This is a genomic window from Kitasatospora sp. NPDC058170 (genome assembly GCF_042883905.1).
Taxonomy (GTDB): Bacteria; Actinomycetota; Actinomycetes; order Streptomycetales; family Streptomycetaceae; genus Kitasatospora.
In genome coordinates, this window is record NZ_JBHVUV010000003.1 from 11,707 (window position 1) to 29,443 (window position 17,737).

Sequence of the window (17,737 nt, forward strand, 5' to 3'; positions counted from 1 at the left end):
GGACGCGGTGGGCATACCGCCAAACTACCGCCGACGGGCCCGCCGACGCGTCGGTCCGGGGGCGCGCGGGGAGCGGGTCCGAGGTCCTAGGCCGCCGGGTACGCGTACGGCTACGGCTACGGCTACGGCTACGGCTACGGGCCGGAACGCCGAGGGGCGGCCCTCCCCGGTGTGGGGAGGGCCGCCCCGGTGGAGCGGGCGGAGGGGCTCAGCCCTTCTGCATGACCTCGGGCTCGTGGCGCCGCTGCAGGCGGGTCACGATGACGCCGATGACGACGGACATCACGATCAGCATGGCCGCGTCGATCGACCACTGGGCGACGGTGCTGTCCCACAGCGGGTCGTAGTCCGGGTTCTGGAAGTCCTTGTTCCAGGGGCCCATGAGGTGCGACAGGTCGAGCGTGGTGGCCACCATGCCGGTGCCCCAGCGGGCCGGCATCAGCCAGGCGGCCTGCTCCAGGCCGGGCTTGCCGAAGATCTGGAAGAGGCAGCCGGTGAAGACGACCTGGACGATGGCGAACATGACCAGCAGCGGCATGGTCTTCTCGGCGGTCTTGACCAGCGCGGAGATCATCAGACCGAACATCATCGCGGCGAAGCTGAGCAGGATCATGCCGATGGTCATCTCGATCACCGGCAGGTCCTTGACGATCAGACCGTGCTCGGGGAGCTTGCGCGGCAGGAAGCCGACGGCGGAGATGATGGCGCCCTGGATCACGCTGAAGAAGCCCAGCACGATGATCTTGGACATCATGTACGCCGAGCGGGAGAGCCCGGTGGCTCGTTCTCGCTCGTAGATCGCCCGCTCCTTGATCAACTCTCGGACCGAGTTGGCCGATCCCGAGAAGCACGCGCCGATCGCCAGGATCAGCATGATCGTCGCGGCCCCGCTGTTGAGGTGGAGCTGCGTCTTCGGGTTGGCCGCGAGCCCCGGTTCGTTGGGGATCAGCACACTGACCGCGCCGATGACCGCGGGCAGCAGCACCGACAGGGCCAGGAAGCCGCGGTCCGAGGCGAGGACGGACAGGTAGCGGCGGATCAGCGTCCACAGCTGCGAGCCCCAGCTCTGCGGCTTCGGCGGCCTGATCGCCTCCTGGACGATCTGGGCCGACTGCACGGCGCCGGCGTCCACGTCGGCGGAGTACTGCTGGTAGTGCACCGAGCCCCGGTAGCGGCCGGCCCAGTCGTGGTCCGGGTAGTTCTCGAAGGCCTGGAAGACGTCGGCCCAGGTCTCGTACCCGAAGAAGTGCAGCGCCTCGTCCGGCGGGCCGAAGTAGGCCACCGAGCCGCCCGGCGCCATCACCAGCAGCCGGTCGCAGAGCGCGAGTTCGGCCACCGAGTGGGTGACGACCAGGATGGTGCGGCCGTCGTCGGCGAGGCCGCGCAGCATCTGCATGACCTCGCGGTCCATGCCCGGGTCGAGGCCCGAGGTGGGCTCGTCCAGGAAGATCAGCGAGGGCTTGGTGAGCAGCTCCAGGGCGACCGAGACGCGCTTCTGCTGGCCGCCGGAGAGCGCGGTGATGCGGTTGTCGGCGCGCTTGTCCAGGCGCAGCTCGTAGAGCACCTCGTCGATCCGCGCCTCGCGCTCGCGCGGCTCGGTGTCACCGGGGAACCGCAGCCGGGCCGCGTACTTGAGGCCGGTGCGGACGGTCAGCTCCTTGTGCAGGATCTCCGACTGCGGCACCAGGCCGATGCGCGAACGCAGCTCGGCGAACTGCTTGTAGAGGTTGCGGCCGTCGTAGAGGACGTCGCCGCGGTCGGCCGGGCGGTAGCCGGTGAGCGCGCGCAGCAGGGTCGACTTGCCGGATCCGGACGGGCCGATGACCGCGACCAGGGACTTCTCCGGAACGCCGAAGCTGACGTCGTTGAGCAGGACCTTCTTGCCGCCCTTGAAGTCGACCTCGACGGTCAGGTGGCGGGCGGAGAAGGAGACGGCGCCGGTGTCGACGAACTCCTGGAGCTGGTCGCCGACCAGGACGAAGGTGGAGTGGCCGACGGTCAGGCGGTCCTGCGGGCCCATCAGCTGGCGCTGGACGGGCTGGCCGTTGAGGAAGATGCCGTTGTGGCTGCCGAGGTCGACGATCTCGTAGCGGCCGTCCGGCAGCTGGCGCAGCTCGGCGTGGTGGCGGGAGACCTGGAGGTCGGAGACCACGATGTCGTTGTCGAGCGCGCGGCCGATGCGCAGGGTGCGCGTCATCGAGGCCAGGCTGCGGATCATCGTCGGCTGCGGGCCGCCGTGCTGCGGCGCCTGCTGCTGGGCGAAGCCCTCCTGCGGGAAGCCCTGCTCGGGGAAGCCCTGCTGCGGGAAACCGCCGTGCTGGGCGGCTCCGTGCTGGGGGGCGCCGTGCTGCTGGGGGAACGGCGGCTGCGGCGCGCCCCACTGCGGGTCGGCCGGCGGCTGGTAGGCCTGCTGCGCCGGGGCCTGCTGGACCGGCTGCGGGGCCCACTGCTGCTGCATCTGCTGCGGCGGGGCCGGGGTGTTGCTGCGGCTGGTGGCGGCCTCGTGCCAGGCGGGGGCCGGAGCGGCGGCCTGGGCGGGCGCGGAGAAGCTCAGCCGGGGGCCGTTCTCGGCGTTGCCGAGGTTGACCACCGCGCCCGGGAACAGCGGGGCCTGCAGCGTGCGGGCGCCGCCGGTGTAGGTGCCGTTGGTGCTCCCGTGGTCGTCCAGCTGCCAACCGGCCCCGTTGAAGGACATGGTGGCGTGGTGCCAGGAGACCCTGGCATCGTCGAACGGGAAGTCCGACTGCGGGTTGCGCCCGATGCTGTAGGACCGCCCCGGCTCCAGAGTCCGCTGCTGTCCGTTGATCTCAATGACGAGTTGCGGCACTGCTCCGCCTGCCCCGCTCTCTCGGTCCCCCGATTTTGGCCCCCGGGCGGGGGTGCGATGGTCCTGAATCTGACGGGGGAATCATTCCAGCCCGCCGCCCGTTGACGAAAGTCACCCCCGGTGACCGTGACCAGGCGGAAACGATTCGCGGACGGCCCTGTGGCCCGCCCGACACCGACTCCGCACACCATCCGCCCATGGCGGGGGTGGTACGCACACCGCCCGCCCGTACGTCCGCCTCGTGGACGGGTGCCCTGGCGCAGCCGGCCGGCGGGTAGCGTGGGAGGCACCATGAACGCATCGCCCTTGGCCGCTGAGCCCCTCCCCGCCCCGCAGCCCCGGACCGAGGACGAGCGCACCCTGCTCGTCAAGGTGTTCGGCAAGGACCGCCCCGGCATCACCGCCGGCCTCTTCGCCACCCTGGCCGAGTTCGGCGTCGACGTGATCGACATCGAACAGATGGTCACCCGGGGCCGGATAACGCTCTGTGCCCTCGTCACTCCCCCGGCCGGCGGCACGCCCGGCGCCGAGGGCGGACTGCGGGCCACCGTGCACCGCTGGGCCGAGGAGCAGAAGCTCCAGGCCGAGATCATCTCCGGTACCGGCGACAACCGGCCGCGCCGGGAGGGCCGCTCGCACGTCACCGTGCTGGGCCACCCGCTGACCGCCGGCGCCGTCTCCGCGCTGACCTCCCGGATCACCGCCTCGGGCGGCAACATCGACCGGGTGTTCCGCCTGGCCAAGTACCCGGTGACGGCCGTGGAGCTGTTCGTCTCCGGCGTCGCCACCGAGGACCTGCGCGCCGAGCTGGCCCAGGAGGCCGCCTCTCAGCGGGTGGACATCGCGGTGGTCCGGGCCGGGCTGGAGCGCCGGGCCAAGCGCCTGGTGGTGATGGACGTCGACTCGACGCTGATCCAGGACGAGGTGATCGAGCTCTTCGCCGCGCACGCGGGCTGCGAGGAGAAGGTCGCCGAGGTGACGGCCGCGGCGATGCGCGGCGAGCTGGACTTCGCCGAGTCGCTGCACGCCCGGGTGGCGCTGCTGGCCGGGCTGGACGCCTCGGTGACCGACAAGGTCCGCTCGGAGGTCCGGTTCACCCCGGGCGCGCGCACCCTGATCCGTACCCTGCAGCGGCTCGGCTGCCAGGTGGCCGTGGTGTCCGGCGGGTTCACCCAGGTCACCGACCACCTGGTGGAGGAGCTGGGGCTGGACTACGCGGCGGCCAACACCCTGGAGGTGGTGGACGGCAGGTTCACCGGCCGGGTGGTCGGCGAGATCGTGGACCGGGCCGGCAAGGCCCGCTGGCTGGCCCGCTTCGCCGAGCAGGCGAAGGTGCCGCTGGAGCAGACGGTGGCGATCGGCGACGGCGCCAACGACCTGGACATGCTGAACGCGGCCGGGCTCGGGGTGGCCTTCAACGCCAAGCCGGTGGTGCGGGAGGCCGCCGACACCGCGGTGAACGTGCCGTTCCTGGACACCGTGCTCTACCTGCTGGGCATCACCCGCGAGGAGGTCGAGGCGGCCGACGCGCTGGACGGCACGCCGACCGAGTAGGCCCGCCGCCCGGCCGCAACGCACCGCCGAAGGGGCGTGGGGACCACTCCCCGCGCCCCTTCGCCGTGCGGTCAGTCCTGTGGCGTGAAGTACGAGACCAGCTCGGCCACGCCCGGCTCCACGGCCTTCCAGGAGCCGCTGAAGCTCAGCACCGCGACGGCGGCGGTCGGGAAGCCCCCGAGCCGCAGCCGCTCCAGCGCCTCGCGGTCGCCCTCGTCGCCGGCCAGCACCTGGGTCAGCCCGAGGACGCCGGGGTTGTGGCCGACCAGGACGAGGTCGGCGAAGTCGTCCGGGGTCTCCTGGAGCACCGTGATGATCTCGCCGGGGCTGGCCTCGTAGATCCGGTCCTCGTACACGGTCTTGCGGGGCCGCTTGGGCAGCTCGTGCACGGCGAGCTTCCAGGTCTCCCGGGTGCGCAGGGCGGTGGAGCAGAGCACGTAGTCGGGGTTGATGCCGGAGTCGGCGAGCCAGCGGCCGGAATCGGGGGCCTGGTGGCGGCCCCGGTCGGCCAGCGGCCGCTCGTGGTCGTCGACGCCGTCGGGCCAGTCGGCCTTGGCATGGCGGAGAACGATGATCCTGCGGGGCGTGTCGGCGCTCATACCCAGCAAGCTTGGCAGAAAAGCCGCTCCGCGGCGCGATGCTCCCTGATGCGGCCACCCTCAGGAGTGGAGGGTGCCATCATGCGCCGTTCGCCCGGGCGACGCCCGGTGGACGGACGGTGGTCAGCCGAGGTTCTGGGCGACGCTGGCGACGACCGCCAGCAGGACGACGATTCCGACGATCACGGCGGCGATCTGGCCGAGCTTCTTGTGGCCGTCGGTGGGGTTCGGGTCGAGTACGGGCATGCCCCGATCCTCCCATCCCGGCCGGGCCCGCCGGGCACCGGCCCTCGGGAAGGCGGTCGGTCCCCGTCGGTCCGGCGGGACCGACGGGGACCGCCGGGGATGGGCCGGACGGCCGCGCCCTCGGCCGGACAGGACCTACGCGGGGCGCAGCGCCTCGTCCTCGATGTGCCGGGCCCTCGCCGCCCGCAGGCCGAACATCATCTGCGGCACCAGCAGCAGCGCGAGGAAGCCCAGCGGCAGGTACCACTCGCCGGTGGCCTGGTAGAGCCGGCCGATCAGGATCGGGCCAGGGATGGAGATCAGGTAGCCGACGCCCTGGGCGAAGGCGGAGAGCTGGGCGACCCCGCCGGCCGTCCGGGCGCGCAGGCCGATCATGGTGAGCACCAGCGGGAACGCGCAGTTGGACAGGCCCACCAGGGTGGCCCAGAGCCAGGAGGCGCCGGCCGGGGCCAGCGCCAGTCCGGCGTAGCCGACGATGCCGCAGGAGGCCAGGACGACGACGAACAGCCGCTGGTCGCCCCGGCGGGCGGCGAGGTTGGGCAGCACGAAGGAGACCGGCACGCCGATCGCCATGGTGAGCGCCAGCAGCACCCCGGAGGTGCCCTTGGAGACCCCGGCGTCCTGGAAGATCATCGGCAGGAAGCCCATCACCACGTAGGCGCCGGTGGCCTGCAGGCCGAAGAAGCAGGCCAGCGCCCAGGCGGTGCGGCTGCGGGTGATCGGCAGCCGGTCGGCGGCCGTGCCGGACGCCCTGTCGCCGCGCTCGCGCCTGACCGCCGCGACGACCAGCCAGAGCACCAGGGCGACCGCGCCGAGCGCGGCCCAGACGCCGAGCCCGACCCGCCAGTCGCCGCCGAGCGCGGTGGTCATCGGGACGGTGACGGCGGCGGCCAGCGCGGTGCCGGCCGACAGCGCCATCGAGTACAGACCGATCATCGGACCGACCCGCTCCGGGAAGTACCGCTTGATCACCACCGGGATCAGCACGTTGGAGACCGCCACCCCGGCCAGCGCGAGCGCGGTGAGCAGCAGGAACACCGCGGTGCCGCCGGCGAAGGAGCGGGCCAGGACGCCCGCGGTGATCGCGCCCATGCCCGCGGTGACCACCGCGATCGGGCCGAGTCTGCGGGCCATGCCCGGCGCCGTGAAGCCGAAGACGGCGAAGCAGAGGGAGGGGAGGGCGGCGAGCAGGCCGGCCGTCGTCGGGCTCATCCCGAGGTCGGCCGTGACCTGCTTGAGCAGCGGCCCGAGGCTGGTGACGACGGGTCGGAGGTTGAACGCGGCGGCGGCGATCGCGGCGGCGAACAGCCAGCCGAGGTACGTGCCGCGGTCGGCCGCGGGCCGCTCGGTCTGCGGCCGGACCCCGGCCAGGGGTGGGGTGGTGGTGTCTGCTGCGGGAGGCATGCGAGCCATCATAGAATGATGGGATGAATTAGTGCATCCTCGAATTGGCATGATGTCCCGACCCGCCCGGCGGCCGAGCCCTTCGGCCGCGGGCCCCCGCCGACCCCGAAGCCGCAAGGAGTCCCCGTGGCGCTGTCCTCGCCGAGGCGCACCCCGCTGTCCGACCAGGTGATCGCGCAGCTGCGCGCCCAGATCACCTCCGGGGAGTGGCCCGTCGGCTCGCGCATCCCGACCGAGGCCGCCCTCGTCGAGCAGCTCGGCGTGGCCCGAAACACCGTCCGCGAGGCCGTCCGCGCCCTCGCCCACAACGGGCTGCTGGACATCCGCCAGGGCTCCGGCACCTACGTGCTCGCCACCAGCGAGCTCGCCGGGGTGATGCACCGCCGCTTCGCCGACGCCGACCAGGCGCAGGTGGCCGAACTGCGGACCGCCCTGGAGACCTCGGCGGCCGGCCTGGCCGCCACCCGGCGCACCGAGCGCGACCTCGTCCTGCTGGAGGCCGCCCTGGCCCGCCGCGAGGACGCCTGGCGCTCCGGCGACGCGGAGGACTTCATCCAGGCCGACGCCGCCTTCCACCAGGCCGTCGTCGCGGCCGCGCACAACGACGTGCTCGCCGCCGTCTACGCGGACCTCGGCGAGGTCACCCGCGCCCACCTGCGGCACGACGTGGGCCCGGAGCTGATCGCCGAGCGCTACCTCGGCCACGACGAGATCCTGGTCGCGATCCGGGCCGGCGACGCCCAGCGGGCCTCCGTGGAGGCCGGGCGCGCGATCGGCGCCTGCACCCCCGCCGAGGGCTAAGCGCCGCCCGGGGCCCGGACACCGTGCCGCCCGGCGCCGCCTCCCACGTGCTAACGTCCCGTAAAAATCTCGGGGGGCGTCAAATGCCCCTGGCTGCATGGAACACGGGGAGAATCGATGGCTGATCCGGACGCCAAGGGAGGCGGCTCTCAGACCGGGGTGGCGCCCACCGCGCTCGACAAGGCCGCCACCGCACTGGACGGCATAGCCAATGACAGCACTGCTGCCGGCAAGACCGCCGACGAGTCCACCGCCGCCGCGGCGGGCAAGCTGAGCGGCTGGGAGAGCGCCGGCGCCCTGCGCGGCGCGCTCCAGGAGTGGCACGAGCAGGTCGCGCAGCTCAACGGCCGCCTCAACCAGGAGGCCGGGATGATGCGCCAGACCCACCTGAACTACGTGAACGTCGAGCACGGCGTCGCGGCCTCGTTCGGCAAGGGGGCGTGAGCATGCTCGGGTACGAGGACATCCTGCACGCCGACCTGTCGGCGATGACCAAGGCCGCCTCCGACTGGACCGAGATGGCCCGCAAGTACTCAGCGGTCCAGCAGCGGCTGGACAACGAGGTGCTCGCGGTCACCGGCAACCAGGGCATGTGGATGGGGTCCACCGCCTTCGCGGCCAACCAGCACATCAACGCGACCAAGCAGCAGACCATCGACGCCCAGACCGAGGCCAACGCCGTCGCGTCGATCATCACCGACGCGCACGGCGACTTCGAGGCGGCGCAGAAGAAGCTGCGGGAGGCGAGCGAGGGCGCCACCGCCGCGGGCATGAAGGTCACCGGCACCGGCTCCGTCATGTTCGACGTCTCCAAGCTGGACGAGGCGACCAAGCACGACTACCGCCACGACCCCGACTACCAGCGCCAGTGCAACGAGGCCGCCGGCAAGTGGTCCGAGGTGATCCAGGCCGCCATCCAGGAGGCCACCGCCGCCGACCAGCGGGCCTCGCGCGCGCTGAACCGGGCGGCCAAGGTGGGCGACGCCTTCAACACCTTCAACGGCCAGGCCATCGGCGGCGGCGACGCGGCCGACGCCAGGCGCGCCGCCGATCTCGCCGAGAAGATGCGCAAGGACGGCAAGCTGTCGCCGGCCGAGCTCGACGAGCTCAACAACCTGATGAAGGCCAACAGCAACAGCCCGCAGTACAGCCAGACCCTGCTCAACACCCTCGGCCCCGAGCACACCCTGCAGCTCGCCGACGAGCTGGAGAAGCAGGTCGAGGGCAAGGACGGCAAGGACAAGGGCGCGTACGGCGAGCTGCAGAAGAACCTCGCCAACACCGTCGCCGGTGCCACCCGCGACCCGAACAGCCAGTTCTACAAGGACTGGCGCAAGGGCCTGCAGGACCTCGGCGCCAAGAACATCAACGACGACCACGGCGGCAAGCTGGACCCGGTCTACGGCTACCAGGCGCTCGCCACCCTGATGGACAAGGGCGACGCCCAGTACTCCAGCGTCTTCCTGAACGACCTCGGCGCCGACATCATCGACACCGAGAAGAAGAACCCGCACATCTGGGACCACCAGTTCGACGGGCCGCGCCCCGGGCTGGTCTCCGACCCGCTGGACGGCGTCCTCAAGCAGATGGGCAAGAACCCCGAGGCGGCCACCCAGTTCCTCGACCCCAAGGGTCCCGGCGGCGACGACCGCCTGAACTACCTGATGCGCGACCGCAAGTGGCCGGAGAACTACTTCAACACCCTGTACGGCGCGCCGCAGAAGATGGACGACCCGTTCCAGCGGGCCGGCCTCGGCGCCGCCGTCGAGGCCGCCACCACCGGCGACCCGACCGGCACCCAGCACAAGGGCGACGCGCACACCGAGGCCCAGGCCCGGGTCATGCAGGGCACCATCGACGCCCTCGACAAGGACGGCAAGGGCGCCGACATCCCGGAGAACCTCCGCAAGCCGATCGCCGGGGCGCTCACCGACTACGTCGACGACACCCACAACATCCTCGGCGCCGAACTGGACACCGCCAAGCACAAGGACGGCGTCTGGACGGAGGGCGGCAACACCCACCTCGCCGACAAGGCCTCCTCGCTCACCCGCGTCATGCGCGGTGTCTCGGAGGACCCGGAGGGCTACGCCGCCCTCTACGAGGCGGAGAAGGCCAAGTCCGCGCAGGTCGTCGCCGGCCTGCCGGCCGACGCGAGCCGCCCGGACCACGACCGGGTCGGCCCCGCCGACCGGGCCGGCTCGGCGCTCGGCACGCTCGACGCCATCCGCAGCGACGTCCTGCTGGACGAGCGGGACGACAAGAAGGAGTGGGCCGACAAGACCGGCAAGCTCATCACCGGCGGCACCGGTCTGGCCACCGGCTACATCCCGGAGGTCGGCGACCTGGCCGGCTCGCTGGCCGAGATGGGCGTCGACCAGTGGACGGACAACGTCAAGAAGGAGGCCGCCGACAAGGCGAACAACGAGGCCTCCACCGCCCACGACTCCAACCTCGACCAGGGCACCCAGATGGTCATCGGCTGGGCCGACCAGAACCACGTCGACACCAAGGGCGAGCTCGCCAACGAGGTCAACCGCGGTCTGCGCGACGGTCACAGCCGCGGCTACTCCGAGGCCATGATCGCCCTCGGCCGGCACGGCTCCGCCGACAGCTAGCCGGATCGTCCGGGTCGGGCCCGCGGGCCCGACCCGGACGGCTCCGCACGCCGAACCGCCCGGTACCCCTCGCGAGGAGGGGTACCGGGCGGTGGTGTGACGGGCGCGTGCGACCGCCCGGCGTCAGGCGCCGATGGCGTGCAGACCGCCGTCGACGTGGACGATCTCACCGGTGGTCTTGGGGAACCAGTCGGAGAGCAGCGCGACGACGCCGCGGCCGGCCGGCTCCGGGTCGGCCAGGTCCCACTTCAGCGGGGAGCGGGTGTCCCAGGTGGCGGCGAGGTCCGCGAAGCCCGGGATCGACTTGGCGGCCATCGAGCCGATCGGACCGGCCGAGACCAGGTTGACCCGGATGTTGCGGGCCCCGAGGTCGCGGGCCATGTAGCGGGAGGTGGCCTCCAGCGCGGCCTTGGCCGGACCCATCCAGTCGTACTTCGGCCAGGCGAACTGGGCGTCGAAGGTCAGACCGACCACCGAGCCGCCGTCCTGCATCAGCGGCAGCAGCGCCGTGGTGAGCGACTTCAGCGAGAAGGCCGAGACGTGCATCGCGGTCGCCACGGACTCCCACGGCGTGTTCAGGAAGTTGCCGCCCAGGGCGTCCTGCGGAGCGAAGCCGATCGAGTGGACGATGCCGTCCAGGGTCGGCAGGTGCTCACGGACCTGGTCGGCGATGCCGGCCAGCTGCTCCTCGCTGGAGACGTCCAGCTCCAGCACCTTGACGGGCTTCGGCAGCTTCTTGGCGATCCGCTCGGTCAGGCTGGGCCGAGGGAAGGCGGTGAGGATGATCTCCGCACCCTGCTCCTGCGCGAGCCGGGCGGTGTGGAAGGCGATGGAGGACTCCATCAGCACTCCGGTGATCAGGATCCGCTTGCCCTCAAGGATTCCACTCATGGTTCAGTGACCCATGCCCAATCCGCCGTCGACGGGAATGACGGCTCCGGTGATGTACGCGGCCTCGTCCGAACCGAGGAACCGCACGGTGTTGGCGACCTCGGCGGGCGCCGCGTAGCGGCCAAGCGGCACGCCCGAGACGATCTCCGCGCGGCGCTCGTCGCTGAGCACTGCGGTCATGTCGGTGTCGACGAAGCCGGGGGCGACCACGTTGACGGTGATGTTGCGCGGGCCGAGCTCGCGCGCCAGCGAACGGGCGAAGCCCACCAGGCCGGCCTTGGAGGCGGCGTAGTTGGACTGGCCCGGCGAGCCTGACAGGCCGACCACCGAGGAGATCAGCACGACACGGCCGGTACGGGCGCGCATCATCAGCTTGGACGCGCGCTTCACCACCCGGAACGCACCGGTCAGGTTGGTGTCCACGACGGAGGTGAAGTCCTCCTCCGACATGCGCAGCAGCAGGGTGTCGTTGGTGATGCCCGCGTTCGCGACCAGCACCTGCACGGCGCCGTGCTTCTCCTCGATCTCGGTGAAGGCGGCGTCCACCTGGGCGGTGTCCGTGATGTCACAGCGCACGGCGAGGACGTCGTACTTCTCCAGCGCCTCGGGCACCTCGCCCGAACGGCTGGTGATGGCGACCTTGTCGCCCGCCTCGGCGAAGGCCAGGGCGATCGCGAGGCCGATGCCCCGGTTTCCTCCGGTGACGAGAACCGAGCGGCTCAACGATCCACCTCTCTCCGTAGTCGGCGCGTACGGCGGAAATGCGCACGCAGTGTGACGCTATCGGTCGGCCCGCAGCTGCGACGAATCGAGCTCCCACAGCGCCGTACCGGTGGAACTGTCGCAATCCGACAATCCGTGCCCGGGCGATCGTGGCACCCTCGGACGGGAACAACACGGACGGGCGTGCCCGTTGCCCCGGTGGTGCGCGACGACCCGGGGCCGGCCGCACCACCCTGTGGACACGTCCCGAAGACGAGCGAAGACGAGCGAAGGCAGAGCACGGATGAGCGAGGCACAGCCCGGTACCACCCACCGGCGCGGACGACTGCTGGCCCTGGCCGCCCTGGCGGCCGGCGCGGGGGCCGCCGCCTGGTCGCTGCGGGACCTGCCGGCGGCGTTCGGGCGCAGGCCGGACGGCGAGCGGGAGGAGCGGGTCCGCGACTCGCCGCAGTACCGCGACGGCGTGTTCCACAACGCGCCCTCCACGCTGGCCCGGGCCACGCCCACACCGGACTTCGACCGGGACACCGTGCGCCGGATGCTGTTCCAACGCGAGGGCCGGGTGCCGGCCCACCCGGTGCCGACCGTCCGCCCGGCCGGCGGCCCGCGCCCGGCCGCCGAGGGCGTGGAGATCACCTGGTACGGGCACGCCTCCGCACTGGTCGAGATCGAGGGCTCCCGGGTCCTGCTCGACCCGGTCTGGAGCGACCGCTGCTCCCCCTCCGCGCACGTCGGCCCCCGGCGGCTGCACCCGGTGCCGGTGGAGCTGGAGGAGCTCCCGCAGGTCGACGCCGTGCTGATCTCGCACGACCACTACGACCACCTCGACATGGCGACGGTCAAGCGCCTGGTGCGCAGCCAGTCCGCGCCCTTCGCGGTGCCGCTCGGCATCGGCGGGCACCTGCGCCGCTGGGGCGTCCCGGAGCACCGGATCATCGAGCTCGACTGGGACGAGACCTGCACCCTCGGCGAGCTGGTGCTCACCCTGACCTCCGCGCACCACTTCTCCGGCCGCGGCCTGACCCGCAACACCACCCTGTGGGGCTCCTGGGTGATAGCCGGCCCGACCCGCAAGGTCTTCTACACCGGGGACTCCGGCTACTTCGAGGGCTACGCCCGGATCGGCGCGCAGCACGGCCCGTTCGACGCCGCGCTGGTGCAGATCGGCGCGTACGACGCGGCCTGGGCGGACATCCACATGACGCCGGAGGACGCCGTCCGCGCCCACCGCGACCTGGACGCGGGCCTGTTGGTGCCGGTCCACTGGTGCACCTTCAACCTGGGCCTGCACCCGTGGTCCGAGCCGATCGAGCGGCTGCTCGCCGAGGCCAAGGCCCAGGCCGTGCCGCTCGCGGTGCCGCGGCCGGGCGAGCGGGTGGACGTCGACAGCCCGCCGGAGCTGGACGGCTGGTGGGAGACCGTCGCCTGACGCCTCCCCGGCCCGCGTGTCACGCGGTAAATGCGCTGGCCGAAAGCCCCTGGACGGGAAATGATGCGGTGCGGGGCCCCCTGTGCGGGGGCGCCCGCACCACATGCCGATCCCCGACCAGGGAGCCCGCTTGCCTCCGATGCCCCCGGCGACCACCGCCCGCGCCCCGCGCGGGCGCGCCGTCGACCCGCTGTTCCTCGCCTACCCGCTGCGCGCGCTGGCCGACGCGGCGCTCACCCGGGCCCGGGAACTCGGCGCCGCGCACGCCGACTTCCGGCTGGAGCGGGTCCGCAGCGCCTCCTGGCGGCTGCGCGACGCGCGCCCGGCCGGCACCTCCGACAGCCTCCAGCTCGGCTTCGCCGTCCGGGTGCTGCTCGACGGCGCCTGGGGCTTCGCGGCCGGGGTGGACCTGACCGCGGACGCGGCGGCGCGGGTCGCCGAGCAGGCCGTCGCGGTGGCCCGGATGTCCGGCGGGATCAGTCGGGCGGCCGGGTCCACGGAGCACGTCGAGCTGGCCGCCGAGCCGGTGTACCCGGACGCCACCTGGGTCTCCGCGTACGAGGTCAACCCCTTCGACGTGCCGGACGCCGAGAAGACGGCCCTGCTCGCCGACTGGAGCGGCCGGCTGCTGCGCGCCGAGGGCGTCTCGCACGTCCAGGCCACGCTGCTGACGGTCCAGGAGAACAAGTTCTACGCGGACACCTCCGGCACCGTCACCACCCAGCAGCGGATCCGGTTGCACCCCACCGTGGAGGCCACCTCGGTCGACGAGCGCACCGGCGCCTTCGACTCGATGCGCACTCTGGCCCCACCGGTCGGGCGCGGCTTCGAGTACCTGACCGGCACCGGGTGGGACTGGGACGCCGAGCTGGCCGAACTGCCCGTCCTGCTGGCCGAGAAGATGAAGGCGCCGAGCGTCGAGTCCGGCCGCTACGACCTGGTCGTCGACCCGTCCAACCTCTGGCTGACCATCCACGAGTCGATCGGCCACGCCACCGAGCTGGACCGCGCGCTCGGCTACGAGGCCGCCTACGCCGGTACCTCCTTCGCCACCTTCGACAAGCTGGGCTCGCTCAGGTACGGCTCCGAGCTGATGCACGTCACCGGCGACCGCACCGCCGAGCACGGCCTGTCCACCACCGGCTACGACGACGAGGGCGTCGCCACCCAGTCCTGGGACCTCGTCAAGGACGGCGTCCTGGTCGGCTACCAGCTCGACCGCGGGATGGCGAAGCTGAAGGGCTTCGACCGTTCCAACGGCTGCGCCTTCGCCGACTCCCCGGACCACGTCCCGGTGCAGCGGATGGCCAACGTCTCGCTCCAGCCGGCCGCCGACGGCCCCGACACCGAGGGCCTGTTCGCGGGCGTGGAGAACGGCCTGTACATCGTCGGCGACCGCTCCTGGTCGATCGACATGCAGCGCTACAACTTCCAGTTCACCGGCCAGCGCGCGTACGCCATCAGGAACGGCGAACTCGCCGGCCAGGTGAAGGACTTCGCCTACCAGGCCACCACCACCGACTTCTGGGGCTCGATGGCGGCCGTCGGCGGCCCGCAGACCTACGTCCTCGGCGGCGCCTTCAACTGCGGCAAGGCGCAGCCCGGCCAGGTCGCGGCGGTCAGCCACGGCTGCCCCTCGGCACTGTTCCGCAACGTCAACGTGCTCAACACCCAGCAGGAGGCGGGTCACTGATGGCCGCGACGCAGCCCCACGAACTCGTCGAGCTGGCGCTCGGCCTCTCCCGCGCGGACGGCTGCGTGGTGATCGCCGACGAGGAGTCGACCGCCAACCTGCGCTGGGCGGGCAACTCGCTGACCACCAACGGCGTCACCCGCGGCCGCCGACTCACCGTGATCGCCACGGTGGCGGGCGCCGAGGGCACCGCCTCCGGCGTGGTCTCCCGCGAGGCCGTCACCGCCGACGAGGTGGAGAGCCTGGTCCGGGCCGCCGAGGACGCCGCCCGGGCGGCCGGCCCGGCCGAGGACGCCCAGCCGCTGGTCGCCGACCGGCCGGCCTCGCCCGCCTTCACCGAGCCGCCCGCCGAGACCTCCGTCGAGGTGTTCGCCGCCTTCGCGCCCGCCCTCGGCGAGGCCTTCGCCCGGGCCGCCGCGCAGGGCGAGCTGCTGTACGGCTTCGCCCGGCACGAGCTGGTCTCCAGCTACCTGGGCACCTCCACCGGCCTGCGGCTGCGCCACGACCAGCCGACCGGCACGGTCGACCTGAACGCCAAGACGGCCGACCTGTCCGGCTCGGCCTGGGCCGGCGCCGGTACCCGGGACTTCACCGACGTGGACGTCAGCGCGCTGCACGCCGAGGCCACCCGGCGCCTCGCCTGGGGCGCCCGCAGGATCGACCTGCCGGCCGGCCGGTACGAGACGCTGCTGCCGCCCGCGGCCGTCGCCGACCTCATGGTCTACCTGAGCTGGTCCGCCGGCGGCCGGGACGCGGCCGAGGGCCGGACGGTGTTCTCCAAGCCCGGCGGGGGCACCAGGATCGGCGAGAAGCTGACCGAACTGCCGCTGACGCTGCGCTCCGACCCGGCCGAGCCGGGCCTGGAGGCGGCGCCGTTCGTCCTGGCGCACTCCACCGGCGGGGACACCTCGGTCTTCGACAACGGTCTGGAGCTGTCCGCCACCGAGTGGATCCGGGACGGCGCGCTGGCCGAGCTGATCACCACCCGGCACTCCGCCGGGCTCACCGGCCTGTCGCTGCGCCCGGCCGTCGACAATCTCGTCCTGGAGACGGCCGACCAGGCCGCCGCGCCGACCCTGGACGAGATGATCGCCCGCACCGAGCGCGGACTGCTGCTCACCTGCCTCTGGTACATCCGCGAGGTGGACCCGGCGACGCTGCTGCTCACCGGCCTCACCCGGGACGGCGTGTACCTCGTGGAGAACGGCGAGGTCGTCGGCGCGGTGAACAACTTCCGGTTCAACGAGTCCCCGGTCGACCTGCTCGGCCGGATCACCGAGGTGGGCCGCACCGAGCGATGCCTGCCGCGCGAGTGGAGCGACTGGTTCACCCGGGCCGCGATGCCGCCGGTGCGGGTCGCGGACTTCAACATGAGTTCGGTCAGCCAAGCCTCGTAGCCGCACCGGCCCGGGGGGAATCGAGAGAGCGTGGACGAGGAGCGCACGGTCAGGACCAGCAAGATGCTGTCCCGCATCCTGCGGCACGACCCCGGCCGGGTCGGGATCACCCTGGACCCGGCGGGCTGGGTCCGGGTGGACGTCCTGCTCGCCGCGCTGGCGGCGAAGGGCGGCCGGCTGACCAGGGCCGAGCTGGACCACGTGGTGGAGACCAACAACAAGCGCCGGTTCGCCTACTCCGAGGACGGTCTCTCGATCCGGGCCAGCCAGGGGCACACGGTGGCGGTCGACCTCGGCCTGGCCGCCGCCGAGCCCCCGGCGGTGCTGTTCCACGGCACCGCCACCCGGAACCTGGACGCGATATTCCGCGAGGGCCTGCGGCCGATGGCCCGGCAGGACGTCCACCTCTCCGCGGACACCGGGACGGCCGTGCGGGTGGGCTCCCGGCACGGCCGCCCGGTGGTCCTGGCGGTGGACGCCGCCGCGATGGCCGCGGCCGGCCACGAGTTCCGGGTCAGCGCCAACGGCGTCTGGCTCACCGACGCCGTGCCGCCGGAGTACCTCGCTCAGCCCTGAGGGCGTGTCCCGCCCGACCCGGTCTCGTCGCCGCCCTCCGCGCGGCGTACCGTGAGGAGGCCGCGCGGCGAGGCGCGGGTGCTGGGACGAGGGCGGTAGGACATGGGCAAGAGCGCCGGCGGTGGACAGGTCCACCGGATCACGGGGGCGCGCAGCAGCCTCTCCGAGGACGTCCGGGGGCGGCAGCGCCGCTACGTGGTCTCGATGCTGTTCCGCACCGTCTGCGTGCTGCTCGCGGTGGTGCTGTGGGACGTCCAGCGGGTGCTGGCCTTCATCGCCCTCGGGGGCGCGGTGCTGCTGCCCTATTTCGCGGTGCTGATCGCCAACGCGGGCCGGGAGCGGGCCCCGGGGCTGCCGAGCACCTTCGACATGCCGCCGGACGTCCCGCTGATGCTCGGCCCCGGCGGTACGGGCGGGGCGGGCGCGCCGTCCGGTGCCGGTGAGGCGAAGGGTGCGGCCACCGATTCTTCACAGAGCTCAAGCTGACTGTCTACTTTGCAGTGGTTTCATGCGATCTGGCTAGCAGAAAGCTCAAAAGAAGCTCAGATTAATCATGCAAGACCTCCCCAAACGCGGGTCCGACCGTGACATACTGCGTACGCGCTCCGCATCCCCCGTCGGAGCGACGGACCGACGCCGGGCGGCTCCCCCCGTGGCTGCCCGGCGTCGCCATGCCCGGATCCGGGTGAGGCCCGGGCGCGTGCGAGACTGGCGGTGCAGACCACCCGCCAATGCTTCGAGGACGGCCCGATGGACTCCCCGCAGACCCCGACGTGCTCCGCCAAGGGCTGCCGGGCGGACGCCAGCTGGGTGCTGGTCTGGAACAACCCCAAGCTGCACACCCCGGACCGCCGCAAGACCTGGGCGGCCTGCGAGGAGCACCGGGAGCACCTGTCCCAGTTCCTCGGGGTGCGCGGCTTCCTCAAGGAGGTCGTCGCCCTCGCCGACTGGACCCCCGAGGACGCCGAGGCCTCGTAGG

16 protein-coding genes are annotated in these 17,737 nt (G+C 72.4%); 10 read left to right on the plus strand and 6 right to left on the minus strand.

Annotation, left to right across the window (positions count from 1 at the left end):
- Positions 1 to 208 precede the first annotated feature (208 nt).
- Positions 209 to 2,827, minus strand: a complete 2,619-nt coding sequence (locus ACFVVX_RS04605; protein WP_387941348.1) for an FHA domain-containing protein — start codon at positions 2,825 to 2,827, stop codon at positions 209 to 211.
- A 291-nt stretch (positions 2,828 to 3,118) separates the two neighbouring features.
- Here ACFVVX_RS04605 and serB point away from each other — a divergent pair, with 291 nt between their 5' ends.
- The gene (serB, locus tag ACFVVX_RS04610; RefSeq protein ID WP_387941350.1) at positions 3,119 to 4,381 is read left to right on the plus strand and encodes a phosphoserine phosphatase SerB; all 1,263 of its coding nucleotides are present in this window, start codon (positions 3,119 to 3,121) and stop codon (positions 4,379 to 4,381) included.
- A gap of 71 nt (positions 4,382 to 4,452) precedes the next feature.
- Here the strand turns inward: serB and ACFVVX_RS04615 are convergent, their stop codons facing one another.
- From ACFVVX_RS04615 to ACFVVX_RS04625, 3 genes are all read right to left on the minus strand, one after another.
- Entirely contained in the window at positions 4,453 to 4,980 is a 528-nt protein-coding gene (locus ACFVVX_RS04615) for a SixA phosphatase family protein (RefSeq protein ID WP_387941352.1), read from the minus strand.
- Between the two features lie 123 nt (positions 4,981 to 5,103).
- Positions 5,104 to 5,226 carry an SGM_5486 family transporter-associated protein gene (locus ACFVVX_RS04620; protein ID WP_387941354.1) on the minus strand — a complete coding sequence of 41 codons (123 nt, stop codon included), beginning with the start codon at positions 5,224 to 5,226 and terminating at the stop codon, positions 5,104 to 5,106.
- A 135-nt stretch (positions 5,227 to 5,361) separates the two neighbouring features.
- Entirely contained in the window at positions 5,362 to 6,630 is a 1,269-nt protein-coding gene (locus tag ACFVVX_RS04625) for a CynX/NimT family MFS transporter (protein WP_387941356.1), read from the minus strand.
- A gap of 126 nt (positions 6,631 to 6,756) precedes the next feature.
- On the opposite strand from ACFVVX_RS04625, the gene ACFVVX_RS04630 reads away from it, so the two are divergent.
- From ACFVVX_RS04630 to ACFVVX_RS04640, 3 genes are all read left to right on the plus strand, one after another.
- Complete coding sequence (locus ACFVVX_RS04630) at positions 6,757 to 7,431, plus strand: FadR/GntR family transcriptional regulator (RefSeq protein WP_387941358.1); 675 nt, start codon at positions 6,757 to 6,759, stop codon at positions 7,429 to 7,431.
- A gap of 117 nt (positions 7,432 to 7,548) precedes the next feature.
- Entirely contained in the window at positions 7,549 to 7,875 is a 327-nt protein-coding gene (locus tag ACFVVX_RS04635; RefSeq protein WP_387941360.1) for a hypothetical protein, read from the plus strand.
- A 2-nt stretch (positions 7,876 to 7,877) separates the two neighbouring features.
- Complete coding sequence (locus ACFVVX_RS04640) at positions 7,878 to 10,049, plus strand: DUF6571 family protein (protein ID WP_387941361.1); 2,172 nt, start codon at positions 7,878 to 7,880, stop codon at positions 10,047 to 10,049.
- Between the two features lie 123 nt (positions 10,050 to 10,172).
- Here the strand turns inward: ACFVVX_RS04640 and fabI are convergent, their stop codons facing one another.
- Both fabI and fabG read right to left on the minus strand, forming a co-directional pair.
- Positions 10,173 to 10,940: an enoyl-ACP reductase FabI gene (gene fabI, locus ACFVVX_RS04645; RefSeq protein ID WP_387941363.1), complete on the minus strand. Its 768-nt coding sequence runs from the start codon at positions 10,938 to 10,940 to the stop codon at positions 10,173 to 10,175.
- Positions 10,941 to 10,943: 3 nt separating this feature from the next.
- Entirely contained in the window at positions 10,944 to 11,663 is a 720-nt protein-coding gene (gene fabG / locus ACFVVX_RS04650; protein WP_387941365.1) for a 3-oxoacyl-[acyl-carrier-protein] reductase, read from the minus strand.
- A gap of 283 nt (positions 11,664 to 11,946) precedes the next feature.
- Between fabG and ACFVVX_RS04655 the strand changes: the two genes are divergently transcribed.
- From ACFVVX_RS04655 to ACFVVX_RS04680, 6 genes are all read left to right on the plus strand, one after another.
- Positions 11,947 to 13,092 carry an MBL fold metallo-hydrolase gene (locus ACFVVX_RS04655; RefSeq protein WP_387941367.1) on the plus strand — a complete coding sequence of 382 codons (1,146 nt, stop codon included), beginning with the start codon at positions 11,947 to 11,949 and terminating at the stop codon, positions 13,090 to 13,092.
- 139 nt (positions 13,093 to 13,231) lie between these two features.
- Positions 13,232 to 14,785, plus strand: a complete 1,554-nt coding sequence (locus ACFVVX_RS04660) for a TldD/PmbA family protein (RefSeq protein ID WP_387941906.1) — start codon at positions 13,232 to 13,234, stop codon at positions 14,783 to 14,785.
- Positions 14,785 to 16,182: a metallopeptidase TldD-related protein gene (locus ACFVVX_RS04665; protein WP_387941370.1), complete on the plus strand. Its 1,398-nt coding sequence runs from the start codon at positions 14,785 to 14,787 to the stop codon at positions 16,180 to 16,182. Before ACFVVX_RS04660 ends, ACFVVX_RS04665 begins: the two co-directional genes overlap by 1 nt.
- Before the next feature lie 30 nt (positions 16,183 to 16,212).
- Positions 16,213 to 16,758, plus strand: coding sequence for an RNA 2'-phosphotransferase (locus tag ACFVVX_RS04670; protein WP_387941372.1), 546 nt, complete (start codon positions 16,213 to 16,215; stop codon positions 16,756 to 16,758).
- 102 nt (positions 16,759 to 16,860) lie between these two features.
- On the plus strand, positions 16,861 to 17,244 hold the full coding sequence (locus ACFVVX_RS04675; protein WP_387941374.1) for a DUF3099 domain-containing protein: 384 nt from the start codon (positions 16,861 to 16,863) through the stop codon (positions 17,242 to 17,244).
- 264 nt (positions 17,245 to 17,508) lie between these two features.
- The gene (locus ACFVVX_RS04680) at positions 17,509 to 17,736 is read left to right on the plus strand and encodes a hypothetical protein (RefSeq protein ID WP_387941376.1); all 228 of its coding nucleotides are present in this window, start codon (positions 17,509 to 17,511) and stop codon (positions 17,734 to 17,736) included.
- Position 17,737: the final 1 nt, after the last annotated feature.